Raw genomic sequence first — 14,091 nt, 5'->3', positions numbered from 1 at the left:
CAATATAATATCATTAAATAATTACCGATTGATCGGCAACAATCATACAGCATGAAAAACATCATCATCACAGGCGGCGCAGGCTTTATTGGGTCGCACGTTGTAAGAGAATTTGTAAAAAACAATCCAAATTCTACCATCATCAATCTTGATGCGTTAACATACGCGGGGAATCTTGAGAATTTAAAAGATATCGAAAACGAATCTAATTACGTTTTCGAAAAGGCAGATATCACAAAACCTGACGAACTAAGAAAAGTTTTCGAAAAGTACAACCCGGACGCAGTTATACATCTTGCTGCAGAAAGTCATGTAGACAGAAGTATTACAGATCCCATGGCATTCATCAATACGAACGTTAACGGAACGGCTAATTTGCTGAATCTCTGTAAAGAATTCTGGACTTTAAACCCTGATCATACTCACGGAAGATTTCCAGATGAAAAAAGAGCCAATCTATTTTATCATGTTTCAACAGATGAAGTTTACGGAAGTTTAGGTGAAACAGGCTTTTTCCTCGAAACTACTGCTTATGATCCGCAATCACCATATTCTGCTTCAAAAGCAGCTTCTGACCATTTGGTAAGAGCGTACGGAAACACTTACGGAATGCCGTTTATTGTTTCAAACTGTTCAAATAATTACGGTCCAAACCATTTTCCTGAGAAACTGATTCCGCTTTGTATTTCAAATATTATCAATGAAAAGCCGTTGCCAATATACGGTGACGGAAAATATACAAGAGACTGGCTTTTTGTGATCGATCATGCAAAAGCAATTCACCAGATTTTCAATGAAGCTAAAACCGGAGAAACTTATAATATCGGAGGTTTTAACGAATGGCAGAACATTGATTTGGTGAAAGAACTCATCAAGCAGATGGATGAAAAACTTGGAAATCCTGAAGGTCATTCAGAAAAATTAATTACTTATGTAAAAGACAGACCGGGACACGATAAACGCTATGCTATTGATGCCAACAAGCTAAGCAATGATCTGGGATGGAAACCTTCTGTAACTTTTGAACAGGGTTTAGGAAAAACTATTGACTGGTTTTTAGAAAATAAAGAATGGCTGGAAAATGTAACTTCCGGAGATTATCAGAAATATTACGACGGACAGTATAATTAAGACAAATCATCAAATAATATGAAAGGAATAATTTTAGCAGGCGGTTCGGGAACGAGATTGTTTCCGCTGACGATTGCAGTAAGCAAACAATTGATGCCGGTGTATGACAAACCGATGATTTATTACCCATTGTCTACATTGCTGTTGGCGGGAATTAGGGATATTTTAATCATTACCACACCGCACGATCAGGCAGGTTTCATCAAACTTTTGGGAGATGGTTCGCAGATTGGTTGTAACATCGAATATGTTGTACAGCCAAGTCCGGATGGTTTAGCTCAGGCTTTTATTTTAGGAGATCAGTTTATCGGAAACAATTCTGCAGCTTTGGTTTTGGGAGACAATATTTTCTATGGATCGGAAATGGGAACTTTGTTAAAAAACAAGACCAATCCAGACGGAGGCGTTGTTTTCGCTTATCATGTTGCAGACCCTGAAAGATATGGTGTTGTAGAATTTGATGATAACTTCAAAGCTAAATCAATAGAAGAGAAACCCACACAGCCGAAATCAAATTATGCAGTTCCAGGATTGTATTTTTATGATAATGAGGTAGTAGAAATTGCTAAAAACATAAAACCTTCTCCACGAGGCGAACTGGAAATTACAGACATCAACAATGTTTATTTAAGCAAAGGTAAATTAGAAGTTGGCGTTTTAGACAGAGGAACAGCTTGGCTAGACACAGGAACTTTTGATTCTTTAAATGATGCGTCAGAATTTGTACGTGTGATTGAAAAAAGACAGGGTTTTAAAATTGGCTGTATCGAAGAAATTGCTTTCAGAAACGGATTTATAAATGAAGAAAAACTTTTGGAAACCGCTTCAAAATATGGCAAAAGCGGATATGGAGAATATCTGAAAAAGCTGGTTTTATAAACGAAATTATCTTTTAATTGTTCATATTAAATCCCAAATTTAGCAATTAAAGATAAAAACCAATTAATTTATTATAAATTTGCAAAAATTCCCCACAAATGAATGAACAAAAATGGAGCAATGTTATTGAATCAAAGCACTCGTTATTCCGTCTTAATTTAAAAGAAGTTTGGCAGTATCGAGACTTGGTATTTATGTTTGTTAAAAGAGATTTTATTTCGTCTTTCAAACAAACTATTTTAGGACCGCTTTGGTTTTTCATCAATCCCATTTTCACTACAATTGTTTTCACTCTGGTATTTGGCAACATTGCCAATTTACCTACTGATGGAATTCCTCCTGTATTATTTTATTTGGCAGGAAATACGCTTTGGGGTTATTTTAGTACTACAATGTTGAGCGTCTCCAATGTTTTTACAGGAAACGCCGGCATCTTCGGAAAAGTGTACTTTCCACGATTGGTCACTCCCATTTCTACTATTATTTCCAGTTTTATGAGATTAAGTATACAACTACTATTATTTTTGGTTGTGTTGGGGTACTACATATATTTGGGGCAGGTACACCCAAATTATTGGGCAGTTTTGCTTCCAGTTTTAGTTATTTTTCTTGCATTATTCTCTTTAGGATTAGGAATGATATTTTCTTCATTGACAACTAAATACAGAGATTTATCTTTATTATTGGGCTTCGGCGTTAGTTTATTTATGTGGTTTACGCCTGTTATTTTACCAACATCTTTAGTGAAACAGAAATTAGGGGAATATGGATATCTGGCAGATTTGAATCCATTAACACCAATTTTTGAATGTTTCAAATATGGATTTATAGGCTCAGGCGATTTTAATTTGCCGAGATTGCTCATAAGTTTTACTTTTATTTTAATTGTTTTATTTTTCGGAATTGTTATTTTCAATAAATCTGAGAAATCTTTCATAGATACAGTATAGAATTACACACAAAGAGAAAAATTATTTAATCAATAAAATAAAAAATATGCTTGCTTTAAAAGCTGAAGATATATCAAAACAATATCGCCTCGGACAGGTAGGAACAGGAACTTTAACCCATGACCTCAATAGATTTTGGCACCAGATAAGAGGAAAAGAAAATCCTTATTTAAAAATTGGTGAAGCGAATGACAGAAGTTCCAAAGGCTCGTCTGACTATGTTTGGTCTTTGCGTGATATTGATTTTGAAGTTGAGCAAGGTGATGCTTTAGGAATTATCGGTAGAAATGGCGCAGGAAAATCTACCTTGCTTAAGATTTTGAGCAAAGTGACAAAACCTACGACCGGAAAAATTTATACAAATGGTAGAATTGCATCACTTCTGGAAGTAGGAACCGGATTCCATCCTGAGATGACCGGGCGTGAAAATGTATTTCTTAATGGAGCAATTTTAGGAATGACCCGTAAAGAAATTACCAGAAAATTTGACGAAATCGTAGATTTTTCAGGAGTTGAAAGATATATTGACACTCCTGTAAAAAGATATTCTTCAGGAATGTATGTCCGTTTGGCGTTTGCTGTAGCGGCTCACTTAGAGTCTGAGATTTTGATTGTTGACGAAGTTCTTGCGGTAGGTGACGCTGAATTCCAGAAAAAATGCTTAGGTAAAATGGGTGATGTTACGAAGGGAGAAGGGAGAACGATTTTATTCGTGAGTCATAATATGACGGCAATCAAAGAACTGTGTAATAATGGAATTTTACTGAATCAAGGGAAATTAGATTTTTCAGGGAACATTCTTGAGACAATTGTAGAATATCAAAAGAGCAATGAACAAAATTCTCATTTTTTGCATGATGAAGATATGGAAACGGCACCCGGGAACCAGAACATTAAAATACTTGAATTTTCAGTTCAACCCATAACTGGCGGTCTTATTGACATAGAATCTGGCATTTCAATTAGACTCCGATTTTTCAATCACAAAGTAGGCATAAACTTAGACGCAACATTTGAATTGAGAACATACGAGGAGGTTCCTGTTTTTCATACAGGAACTTTGATCTCAACGAATAATGATTCAGAATCAAAGGAATATTGCATAGAATTTACTCTTCCAAAGAACTTGCTGAATGCAGGCAACTATTATTTTAAGCTGATATTCGGACAAGACCAAAGAATTCCTTTATATATAAATTCTGGCCTTGTAGGATTTGAAGTTGAGAATGTGAAGTTTGGAAAAAACACAGGTTTATTACCTGGTGTTATACGCCCACAATTGGATTTCAAAATTTTATAAACATGACTACTAAAATCATTAATTTACCAAGAATTCTTGACAAGAGGGGAAATCTTTCTTTTTTTGAATATCCGAACCTGCTTCCTTTTGAAATAAAAAGAACATATTGGATTTATGATGTTCCTGGAGGAGAGGTAAGAGGTAGCCATGCTTTTAAAGATCAACAAGAATTTATTGTAGCACTTTCTGGTAGTTTCGATGTTGTTATTCATGATGGAAAAGATGAAAAGCGATTTTCATTAAACAGATCATATGATGGTCTATATATTCCAAAAATGATTTGGCGAAAACTAGAAAACTTCTCCACAAATTCATTAGCTTTAATCGTCTCAGACAAATCGTATTATGAAGGTGATTACATCAGAGATTTCGAAGAATTTAAAAAACTGGCAAATGAGTAATAAGTTATCCGTATTTGACTGTAGTATTGTGGATTTAGGAAAGATCAATTTTGAACAAGGCAATCTCACGGTAGTTGAAAATAATTCACTTTTTCCTTTTGATGTTAAAAGAGTTTTTTATTTATATGATATAGCTGGCGGAGAAAGCAGGGGCGCGCACTCTCATATAGAATGTCATCAGTTTTTGATCGCCGCAAGTGGTAGTTTTGAGGTATCCTTAGATGATGGTTATTTCAAAAGACAAGTTTTTCTAAATCAGCCAAGCTTGGGACTACATATTCCTCCAGGAATTTGGGCTTCAGAAGTCAATTTTTCATCTGGCGCCATTTGCTTAGTACTCGCTTCTCATCATTATAATGAAAATGACTATATAAGAGACTATAACATCTATTTAAAGATACACAATGAAAAATCAAATCCATAATCTTGCAGACGTTCAGAGTGAGAACGTTGGTGATGGTACCGTAGTTTGGCAGTTCTGTGTTATTTTGAAAAATGCAAGAATTGGTAAGAATTGTAATATTAACTGTAATGTTTTTATTGAAAATGATGTTACCGTTGGAGATAATGTAACCATTAAACCTGGCGTTCAGATTTGGGATGGTGTTACTCTTGAAGACAATGTTTTTGTTGGTCCAAATGTAACATTTACCAATGACCTTATCCCCCGTTCCAAGCGATACCCAACAGTATTCAGTAAAACCTTGGTTAAAAAAGGTGCTTCTATAGGAGCTAATGCTACGATTATTGCAGGAAATACAGTAGGTGAAAATGCACTTATTGGTGCAGGAAGTGTTGTTACTAAAGATATACCTGCTAATGAAGTCTGGTTTGGAAATCCTGCAATACATCGAGGCTACATTAACAATAAAGGCAATATTGAAAAAAGTAATTTAAATTTTAATGATTAAGCCTTTAACGTCTCTTCGTTTTTTCTTTGCATTTTTTGTTTTTTTAAGTCATTTATCTTTTCTTAAAGATTCCAAATTTTGCAATATTTTTGACAACATCTTCTCAGAAGGATTTTTAGGAGTTAGCTTCTTTTTTATCCTGAGTGGCTTTATTTTGGCTTTAAATTATAAAGATAAAATAATAAATAAGAAAATTTCATTAAGGAATTTCTACATTGCGAGAGTTGCGAGGATCTATCCTTTGCATTTGTTTACTTTACTGTTATCAATTCCTTTTTTTTATAAGAGTTTAAGTGTTTTACTCTTAAATTTTTTTCTTATGCAAAGCTACTTTCCGAAACAAAATATATTTTTTTCATATAATGCGCCATCATGGAGCATTTCCAGCGAATTTTTTTTCTATGCACTGTTTCCTTTGCTAATTTTTATCTTTGCAAAAATAAATTATTTAACAAAGATTTTTACTTTCTTTGTTTTTACATCTGCAATTATTCTTCTAAATATTTTACTTCCAGAAAATAAGGTGCACTACTGGGTTTATATCTCTCCATTTACTAGAATATTCGATTTTATCCTTGGCATTTTCTTGTTTGAGTTATTTATCTTATTTAAAAACAAAAAATTAACACATAATTACAATGGTAGTAATATCTTTGAAGTTATCTCATTATTTACACTTTTGTTATTCTTTCTTTTGAAAGATTATTTTCCTGTCAATTTCATATATTCAATATATTATTGGATTCCTATGTGTCTTATTATTTTTAGTTTTGCACTATCGTTTCTCAATATTAAAGAAAAAAATACCATTTTTAATTTACTTTCTCACAGAGGGTTTGTGTATTTAGGAGAAATAAGTTTTGCATTTTATTTATTGCATTACATCGTTATCGATTTTATAATTAAAATAAACGAACTTGTAATAACTCCCTTTGCACAAGAGTTTTTACCCTTATTAATATTTCCTATCACATTAATATTAAGCGTATTAGCGTTTGAAAAAATTGAAAAACCATTCAACAAAAAAATAAAAAATCTCTTGGCATGATTAAATTCCTCGACCTTCAAAAAGTAAACCTTCAATATCAAGCTGAAATAGAAACGCGGCTGTTAGAAACCTTCCGAAGTGGATGGTATCTTTTAGGAAATGAAGTGAAAAATTTTGAAGCAAATCTCGCTGCTTATGTGAATTCTCCAAACGCAATTGGAGTTGCAAATGGTTTAGATGCGCTTCGACTTATTTTCAAAGCATATTTGGAACTCGGACAATTAAAATTCGGAGACGAAATTATAGTTCCTGCAAACACTTATATTGCATCTGTTCTGGCAATAACTGACAACCGCCTAAAGCCTGTTTTTGCAGAACCAAATATTGATAATTATAATTTGGATATATCAAAAATTGAAGCTTTAATTACTCCCAAAACTAAAGCCATTATGGTCGTTCATCTTTATGGACAAATCTCATGGTCAAAAGAGCTGGAAGAGTTGGCGAAAAAATATAATTTAAAAATAATTGAAGATAATGCGCAGTCGATTGGCGCAGAATGGCAAGGAACAAAATCCGGAAATCTTGGTGATGCTGCAGGATTTAGCTTTTATCCGGGAAAAAACCTGGGTGCTTTGGGCGATGCTGGTGCAGTAACCTGTAAAGATGATTTATTGGCAAAAACGATCCGAGCTTTAGCCAATTACGGTTCTGATGAGAAATACATTAATAAATATCAAGGTTTAAATAGTAGATTAGACGAAATTCAGGCAGTGGTTTTAGATGTAAAACTCAAGTATATAGATTTAGATAATGATAAAAGAATAAAAATTGCTGAACAGTATATTGCCGGAATTAATAACGATAAAATTATCTTGCCTGTCTTACCTTCTCAACCTAAGGAGCACGTTTATCATCTTTTTGTAATCAGAACTTCAAAAAGAGAGAAATTGCAAAAATATTTGACAGAAAATGGCGTTCAGACATTAATTCATTATCCAATTCCACCTCACAAACAGAAGGCATATAAGTATTACAATAATTTATCATTCCCTATCACAGAGAAAATTCACGATGAGGTGTTAAGCCTGCCGATTAGTCCGGTAATGGAAGCAGAGGAAATACAGAAAGTAATTGAGGTTTTAAACAAATTTTAAGAATGAATCAGCCATTGGTAAGCATCGTAGTAATATCCTACAATCAGGCGAAATACATTAAGGAAAATCTTGATAGTTTGAAAACTCAAACTTATCTTCAGTGGGAGTTGATTGTTGCTGATGATGCTTCACCAGATGATTCTGTTGAGGAATTTAGAAATTGGTTGAAAGAGAACGATGTAAATGCAAAAGAACTATTTCATACCAAAAATACGGGTTTAGCAACGGTTCTGAACGAAGCCTTAGAGTTGTGCGAAGGAAAATACGTGAAATTTATCGCAGCTGATGATTATATGCATCCAGAATGCTTAGAACAATCAGTAAAATCTTTGGAAGAAAAAAGTGATGAATTCGGTATGGTTTTCTCTGACACTTTTTGCGTCGATGAAAACAGTAATCTGCTTCCTGATTTTGCAGATTATAACAGTTTAGGAGATATTCCTGCAGAAGATTTCCGCAAAGAAATAATTAAAGGAAATCGTATTGCAGCACTAACCGTCATGATGCGAACAGATGTGGTAAAGGAGACAGGAAAATATGATGCACAGTTTATTATTGAAGATTATTATCGTTGGCTAAAAATAAACGAGAAATATTTAATTGCTTACATCCCACAGAAACTGACATATTATAGATGGCACGAACACAATATTTCGAAAACCAAGACAGAGAAAATTGATTACGAAGCTCACACCCTTCAAATAATGTTTGATCATGATGGTATTGCAAAAGATAAAATAAATAGATTTATTAAAAAAAAATATATTGCTAAAAGAGCAATTCCTCCTCAATTATTTAATGCTTACAGTAATTACACTTACCGTATCAAAAGATTGAAATTTTGTATTCAATTTGGAATTCCACCGGTTGTTTACAGAATTGTGTCTAAATTTATCTAAGATTATTTGCTTAAATAATTTTTGTTCATCTCTACTTTCTAACAATGCAAAAAACACTTATATCCATAATAGTCCCCTGCTATAATCAAGCACAATATCTGGATGCATGCCTACAGTCTGTGTTGGATCAAACTTATCAAGATTGGGAATGCATTATCGTAAATGACGGCTCACCCGATAACACAGGGGAAGTTGCGAAAGTATGGCTTAATAAAGACATAAGATTTAAATATTTATATAAAGAAAATGGTGGCTTATCATCAGCAAGAAATACTGGGATAGAAGTCGCAGAAGGAGAATGGATTTTACCTTTGGATGCGGATGATAAAATAGGTAATCTATATTTAGAGTTAGCTAAAAGAGAATTTACTAAAGACTATAGCGTTATTTACTGTCAAGGAGAATATTTTGGAGATAAAAGCGGAAAATGGGAGCTTCCTGATTTTAGCAAAAAAGAGTTGGCTAATGGAAATCCTATTTTTTGCAGTGCATTCTTTAGGAGAAGTGACTGGAAAAAAGTCGGAGGGTATGATATCAATATGATATTCGGTATCGAGGATTGGGAATTTTGGATTTCATTGTTAAAAACTGATAATAAAGTGTACAAAATTCCTGTAGTTTGTTTTTATTACAGAATAAAAAATCAATCAATGATTACTGGATTAAATATGGAAAATAAAATAAAAATGCTAAAATATATTGAAGCAAAACATATTGAATTTTTTCATGAACATCTAGGAAGTTTACATCTTTTGAATAAAGAAAAAAACAGGTATAAAGTACTACTTGAAAAATCAAACAGAAAACTAGATAGTAAAAGATATAAGCTAATAGATAAAATTTTTTCAATATTCAATAAATGAATCAACTTGCCATTGTCATTCCTTATTACAAAATAGATTTTTTTGAAGAGACCTTACAATCTATTGCAGCCCAAAGCAATAGTAATTTTGTTCTTTATATAGGAAATGATGCAAGTCCTAATTCTCCTCTTCCTATTATTCAAAAACATTTTAAAGATAACGATTATAGATATTTTGACTATAATGAGAACCTTGGTGGCAAAAATCTTACAATGCAGTGGGAACGTATTTTAGAAAATGTAAGTGAAGATTGGTTTTTGATTTTAGGGGACGACGATATGATCGCAGAAAATTTTGTTGAAGAATTTTACAAAAGCCTACAAAAAGTAAATAGCCTCGACATTTCTGTAATTCGCTATTCTCAGTTTTGGGTTGACGAATTTAATAAACCAATTTCTACGTCTACTAATTTCCCTCCGATCAACAGTACAAAAGATATCTGGAGGAGCAAATATTTTGATTACATTCCCAGTAGTTTATCAGAACATATTTTTAGAAAAGACAGTTATAACATTTATGGTTTCTATAAATTACCATTGGCTTGGTATAGTGATGATGTAGCAATTTTACAATTTAGCAGAGATAAAGGAATCTTCTTCATCAGCAAATCTTTTGCAAGAATTAGAATATCAAATTCAAATATCTCTGGTAAAAAAGATAACGAGGCTCAGAAGAAAGAAGCAAAATATCTTTATGAAGAATTTATTTTAAATCATTATTATCATTATTTTTCAAATAAGGAACTGCTGAAAGCTATTGATTTACACATATATGAAACCTGGAAAACTAAAAATAAACTAAAAATAAACTTATTTAAAATTTACTTTAAATCCAGAAATTGGTTTCGTTTGTTAAAAGCACCTAAAACATATTTTAATCTAAATATTAAAAGATGAAAAAACTCCTACATTATCTTTACTATTTTTATCTGACGAGAACAAGAAAAGAAATCAGGCAACAAAGGAAAAATCCCTTATTTATACCTATCCTGATTATTAATTATAATCAGCTTTATTTCTTACAAAAACAAGTTGATTTCTATAAAAGACGCGGCTTCGTTAATATCATCATTGTAGATAATTGTTCAACATATCCCGAATTGTTAGAGTATTACAAAGAAATAGAAGATTCAGTTTCTATTGAGTACATGGACAAAAATTATGGACACATGGTTTTCTTCAATAACAAAAAATTGTATGAGAAATACGCAAATGGATATTATATTATATCAGACGCCGACATTGTACCAAACGAAAACTTACCTCAAGACTTTTTGCACAAAATGATTCATCTCATCGACAAATACTTTCTGACCATAACTAAAGTAGGTTTTGCTCTAAGGATAAGCGACATCCCGGATCATTATATCTTAAAAGACAAAGTGACGGCATGGGAAAAAATTTTCTGGAAAGAAGAAGTTGAGAAAAATATATATCGTGCAGAAGTAGATACGACATTTGCACTTTACAAGCCAAATTATCCCGAAAAATTTCATATTAATAGTTTTTATCGCGCTCTCCGTATAGCCGGTGATTTTACGGCTCAACATGGAGGTTGGTATATTGACAGTAAAAATCTTACGCCTGAACAGCTTTTTTACCATAATTCATCATCCGCTTCTGCTTCTTGGAAACATAATGATGATGGAAAAATTATTCATCAACAATCTAATATTAGTTACACAAATGAATAACGTTTCCATCATTATTCTTACCTACAATCAACAAAATTTTATAGAAGTTGCATTGCAGGGAATTTTTAAACAGAAAATCAATTTTCCTGTAGAATTAATTATTTGCGATGACTGTTCGCCCGACGGAACTGATAAGGTTATTAAATCAAATATACTCAAGGCTCCTGTTAACATTAAGGTAAAATATTTCAGACATACGAAAAACCTGGGTTCTACTCCAAACTTTTATTTTGCCCTGAAACAGGTTACGGGGAAATATCTTGCTTTTTGCGAAGGCGATGACTATTGGTTCGATGATAATAAACTGCAGCTACAATATGATTTTATGGAATCACATCCACATTATTCAATGTGTTTTCATAATGTCATTAATATTTCGACAGATCCTGCAATCAACAACACACCTTTTTCAAGAATAGAAGACCGTGATTATTCTGCACTTGAAATTTATAACAATTGGCTGGTTCATACGACATCAGTATTTATGAAAACTGAAGTATTGCAAAATAATGCCGTACAAAAAACATTAATAAGTCCTGACCTATTGTATTTTGACACTATTTTGTACATGGCAAGTTCGCTGAATGGTAGAATCAGAGGAATGACAGAAAGCATGACTGCTTATCGCAGACACGAAGTTGGTCTTTCCCACGGGATCAATTACGTACGTGATCTTCGACACAATCAGCTAGATCAAATAATTGGTAATTACTATGGTAATAAAATTAAAGAATCCGCCGATTGGCAGATATTTTCCAGGAGCCGAATTGCTTTTCAAAAACTGCTAAACGAAAGAAAATTCAAGTTAGCTTTTCAACATTTAAGATGGATATTAAGAAAGAAAAAAAATCTTAAAATATATTTGAAAAAGAAATATTTATGAATTAAATCTTTTAATTTAAAATTAAAATACACACACAAATAAACACATGATAAGAAAAAAAATACGCAGAAGCCTTAAAAAGATATTTTCTTTTTTATTAGGTAAAAAGCAAAAAAATATCATTCACATACCAATACAATTACGCTTTGGCAATTTGCTCTATTTCTATTTACATTGTTACAGAATGAGAGAAAAAGGCCAGGAAGTTTATATTCTTCATACTGAAACGATGGATTATTGGCTAAACTTTTTCCCTCTCCTCAAAGAATTTATTGTTCATTCTGAAGATTTTAAAATTTATGATAATCATGACTATTTTTCGTCCTATTATCAAAATTTCGGGCAAGATTTCACGCTTGAGGAGCTCAATAGTTTTATTGAAAAATATATAGTGAGAGAAGATATTTTCCACAGTTCACATTCAGAGAAAAAAACGGTCATTAACATCAGAAGAGGTGACTTTTACTCTGGCAAAAAAATTTCTCCTTCACAATTTGATCAGGTAGGATATGTTAAAAAAGTGCTTGATAAAAACCCTTCATTTTCTGCAGTACCTATTTTAATTATAAGTGATGATATTTCATGGTGTCAACAGGAGCTTTCATTTATAAATAATTCTACTGAGATACAGTTTCTGTCAAACAATCAACCAATCGATGACTTCATTGCTATCAGCGGCGCCAACAACTTAATTGTTACCAACTCTACTTTCTCATATTGGGGCGGTTATATTTCAAAATTTTTAAAAAAAGAAAGTAGAGTGATTGCACCTAATTTTGGTGCTACTTTTTATGAAGATAGTATTGCCATACAACTTCACCCGGATTGGGAAATAGAAAAAATTGTTTGATTAAAAATTTAAAGTTACCATATATTTACAGGATTACAATAAAAGAAGATATCATAATGTATCGTTTGAAAAAAAATGAAATATAAAATAATATTAAAATGGCTATTTCCTATTCTATTGTTGGCAATAGGATGCAAGATACAGACTACTCATTATAATTGGGATGTTGTATTTTATTGCGGTGCTATCTTCAATGACGCTGATAATCCTGACACTTCGCGTAAGGAAATGATAAAGGCTTTCCGAGATTCTCCGTATATCGATTATGAAGATCAAATTACACCTAAAACTCAATATGGCAGAGATGTTTTCAACAATAACCAAGCTTATGAAGAGCAATACGCTTTTTATGATATTCGCATAATATACATCAAAACTATTCAAATTTTTCATGCTTTTGGTGTTGATGCGGTTTATTCCGTTTATTTAGCTTCATTATTCTATGCACTCTGTTCTGTAATTGCTATCTATTTTTTTTGTCTTGCAATGACGAAAAACATCTTCTTTTCCTTTATAGTAGGTCTGTTCGTGATGCTAAAACCTGATTTTAAAGAATTTATCACATCAAGCCCAGATACGTTAGCAGCATTCTCTATAATTTTGGTGGTCATCGCTTACTTTTCTCGAAAGAATTGGCCTATTTATATATCAGTTTTCTTCAGCATCATTTGTAGAACAGATAATATCATCTTTATTGCATTATTATTCGGCTTGACCTTAGTACGGAACATCATTAAAAAAGAAGATTTTAAGGTTTCAGTTTTCAGTATCTTCATATCAGTATTCTTCTATATTATAATTAATTTATTATATAATAATGCAGGATATAGAGTATTGTATTTTCACACTTTTGTAGAACATCTCAGTTTCCCGCTGTCACAACCAAAAACAATATCTTTTATCGATATATTTAAAAGAGTGATTCCTGAGATTCCATACTTTATCTATCCTCTGATGTACCTTCTGGGATTAATCGTTATTGTTAAAGGAAGATTAAAAGATATTTTCACTCAACCAGCATTGCTCGTTGCTCTAGTTGCAATCATTACATTCGTTATCAGATTTTGTTTATTTCCCTCGATCCAGGCACGGTTTACATTTCAGTATGAGTTGCTAGGAATTATTGTTATTGTGTATTTTTTTAAAGATTCCTTATATTTATTTTTTAATTCTGAAAAGAAATAAC

General features: G+C 32.4%; 16 protein-coding genes. All 16 read left to right on the top strand.

Annotation, left to right across the window (positions count from 1 at the left end; translation table 11 throughout):
* The first annotated feature begins 51 nt into the window (after positions 1-51).
* Entirely contained in the window at positions 52-1,131 is a 1,080-nt protein-coding gene (rfbB, locus tag PGH12_RS13995; protein WP_267596267.1) for a dTDP-glucose 4,6-dehydratase, read from the top strand.
* A gap of 18 nt (positions 1,132-1,149) precedes the next feature.
* On the top strand, positions 1,150-2,010 hold the full coding sequence (gene rfbA / locus PGH12_RS13990; RefSeq protein WP_267596268.1) for a glucose-1-phosphate thymidylyltransferase RfbA: 861 nt from the start codon (positions 1,150-1,152) through the stop codon (positions 2,008-2,010).
* A gap of 98 nt (positions 2,011-2,108) precedes the next feature.
* The gene (locus PGH12_RS13985) at positions 2,109-2,960 is read left to right on the top strand and encodes an ABC transporter permease (protein WP_267596269.1); all 852 of its coding nucleotides are present in this window, start codon (positions 2,109-2,111) and stop codon (positions 2,958-2,960) included.
* Between the two features lie 46 nt (positions 2,961-3,006).
* Positions 3,007-4,260: an ABC transporter ATP-binding protein gene (locus PGH12_RS13980; protein WP_267596270.1), complete on the top strand. Its 1,254-nt coding sequence runs from the start codon at positions 3,007-3,009 to the stop codon at positions 4,258-4,260.
* 2 nt (positions 4,261-4,262) lie between these two features.
* Positions 4,263-4,661, top strand: a complete 399-nt coding sequence (locus tag PGH12_RS13975; protein ID WP_267596271.1) for a sugar 3,4-ketoisomerase — start codon at positions 4,263-4,265, stop codon at positions 4,659-4,661.
* The gene (locus PGH12_RS13970; protein ID WP_267596272.1) at positions 4,654-5,085 is read left to right on the top strand and encodes a sugar 3,4-ketoisomerase; all 432 of its coding nucleotides are present in this window, start codon (positions 4,654-4,656) and stop codon (positions 5,083-5,085) included. Before PGH12_RS13975 ends, PGH12_RS13970 begins: the two co-directional genes overlap by 8 nt.
* The gene (locus PGH12_RS13965) at positions 5,066-5,572 is read left to right on the top strand and encodes an acyltransferase (protein WP_267596273.1); all 507 of its coding nucleotides are present in this window, start codon (positions 5,066-5,068) and stop codon (positions 5,570-5,572) included. The genes PGH12_RS13970 and PGH12_RS13965 overlap by 20 nt, the downstream gene beginning before the upstream one ends.
* Positions 5,565-6,620, top strand: a complete 1,056-nt coding sequence (locus tag PGH12_RS13960; RefSeq protein WP_267596274.1) for an acyltransferase family protein — start codon at positions 5,565-5,567, stop codon at positions 6,618-6,620. The genes PGH12_RS13965 and PGH12_RS13960 overlap by 8 nt, the downstream gene beginning before the upstream one ends.
* Entirely contained in the window at positions 6,617-7,717 is a 1,101-nt protein-coding gene (locus tag PGH12_RS13955; RefSeq protein ID WP_267596275.1) for a DegT/DnrJ/EryC1/StrS family aminotransferase, read from the top strand. Before PGH12_RS13960 ends, PGH12_RS13955 begins: the two co-directional genes overlap by 4 nt.
* 2 nt (positions 7,718-7,719) lie before the next feature.
* The gene (locus PGH12_RS13950; RefSeq protein ID WP_267596276.1) at positions 7,720-8,616 is read left to right on the top strand and encodes a glycosyltransferase family 2 protein; all 897 of its coding nucleotides are present in this window, start codon (positions 7,720-7,722) and stop codon (positions 8,614-8,616) included.
* Between the two features lie 44 nt (positions 8,617-8,660).
* Entirely contained in the window at positions 8,661-9,479 is an 819-nt protein-coding gene (locus PGH12_RS13945) for a glycosyltransferase family 2 protein (RefSeq protein WP_267596277.1), read from the top strand.
* Entirely contained in the window at positions 9,476-10,375 is a 900-nt protein-coding gene (locus PGH12_RS13940; RefSeq protein WP_267596278.1) for a glycosyltransferase family 2 protein, read from the top strand. The genes PGH12_RS13945 and PGH12_RS13940 overlap by 4 nt, the downstream gene beginning before the upstream one ends.
* The gene (locus tag PGH12_RS13935) at positions 10,372-11,172 is read left to right on the top strand and encodes a glycosyltransferase family protein (RefSeq protein ID WP_267596279.1); all 801 of its coding nucleotides are present in this window, start codon (positions 10,372-10,374) and stop codon (positions 11,170-11,172) included. Before PGH12_RS13940 ends, PGH12_RS13935 begins: the two co-directional genes overlap by 4 nt.
* A complete protein-coding gene (locus PGH12_RS13930; RefSeq protein ID WP_267596280.1) occupies positions 11,123-12,055 on the top strand; it encodes a glycosyltransferase in 933 nt (310 codons plus the stop codon). The genes PGH12_RS13935 and PGH12_RS13930 overlap by 50 nt, the downstream gene beginning before the upstream one ends.
* Before the next feature lie 184 nt (positions 12,056-12,239).
* Positions 12,240-12,905, top strand: coding sequence for an alpha-1,2-fucosyltransferase (locus tag PGH12_RS13925; RefSeq protein ID WP_267596281.1), 666 nt, complete (start codon positions 12,240-12,242; stop codon positions 12,903-12,905).
* A gap of 75 nt (positions 12,906-12,980) precedes the next feature.
* Positions 12,981-14,090, top strand: coding sequence for a hypothetical protein (locus PGH12_RS13920; protein WP_267596282.1), 1,110 nt, complete (start codon positions 12,981-12,983; stop codon positions 14,088-14,090).
* The last annotated feature ends 1 nt before the right edge of the window (position 14,091 follow it).

The organism is Chryseobacterium sp. CY350, assembly GCF_027945075.1.
Classification (GTDB): domain Bacteria; phylum Bacteroidota; class Bacteroidia; order Flavobacteriales; family Weeksellaceae; genus Chryseobacterium.
This window is presented reverse-complemented; position numbering and strand designations above follow the sequence as displayed.

What these genes read in the sequence shown, in the direction of transcription:
- rfbB (WP_267596267.1), top strand. Translation starts at nt 52, where the DNA reads ATGAAAAACATCATCATCACAGGCGGCGCAGGCTTTATTGGGTCGCAC.
- rfbA (WP_267596268.1), top strand. Translation starts at nt 1,150, where the DNA reads ATGAAAGGAATAATTTTAGCAGGCGGTTCGGGAACGAGATTGTTTCCG.
- PGH12_RS13985 (WP_267596269.1), top strand. Translation starts at nt 2,109, where the DNA reads ATGAATGAACAAAAATGGAGCAATGTTATTGAATCAAAGCACTCGTTA.
- PGH12_RS13980 (WP_267596270.1), top strand. Translation starts at nt 3,007, where the DNA reads ATGCTTGCTTTAAAAGCTGAAGATATATCAAAACAATATCGCCTCGGA.
- PGH12_RS13975 (WP_267596271.1), top strand. Translation starts at nt 4,263, where the DNA reads ATGACTACTAAAATCATTAATTTACCAAGAATTCTTGACAAGAGGGGA.
- PGH12_RS13970 (WP_267596272.1), top strand. Translation starts at nt 4,654, where the DNA reads ATGAGTAATAAGTTATCCGTATTTGACTGTAGTATTGTGGATTTAGGA.
- PGH12_RS13965 (WP_267596273.1), top strand. Translation starts at nt 5,066, where the DNA reads ATGAAAAATCAAATCCATAATCTTGCAGACGTTCAGAGTGAGAACGTT.
- PGH12_RS13960 (WP_267596274.1), top strand. Translation starts at nt 5,565, where the DNA reads ATGATTAAGCCTTTAACGTCTCTTCGTTTTTTCTTTGCATTTTTTGTT.
- PGH12_RS13955 (WP_267596275.1), top strand. Translation starts at nt 6,617, where the DNA reads ATGATTAAATTCCTCGACCTTCAAAAAGTAAACCTTCAATATCAAGCT.
- PGH12_RS13950 (WP_267596276.1), top strand. Translation starts at nt 7,720, where the DNA reads ATGAATCAGCCATTGGTAAGCATCGTAGTAATATCCTACAATCAGGCG.
- PGH12_RS13945 (WP_267596277.1), top strand. Translation starts at nt 8,661, where the DNA reads ATGCAAAAAACACTTATATCCATAATAGTCCCCTGCTATAATCAAGCA.
- PGH12_RS13940 (WP_267596278.1), top strand. Translation starts at nt 9,476, where the DNA reads ATGAATCAACTTGCCATTGTCATTCCTTATTACAAAATAGATTTTTTT.
- PGH12_RS13935 (WP_267596279.1), top strand. Translation starts at nt 10,372, where the DNA reads ATGAAAAAACTCCTACATTATCTTTACTATTTTTATCTGACGAGAACA.
- PGH12_RS13930 (WP_267596280.1), top strand. Translation starts at nt 11,123, where the DNA reads ATGGAAAAATTATTCATCAACAATCTAATATTAGTTACACAAATGAAT.
- PGH12_RS13925 (WP_267596281.1), top strand. Translation starts at nt 12,240, where the DNA reads ATGAGAGAAAAAGGCCAGGAAGTTTATATTCTTCATACTGAAACGATG.
- PGH12_RS13920 (WP_267596282.1), top strand. Translation starts at nt 12,981, where the DNA reads ATGAAATATAAAATAATATTAAAATGGCTATTTCCTATTCTATTGTTG.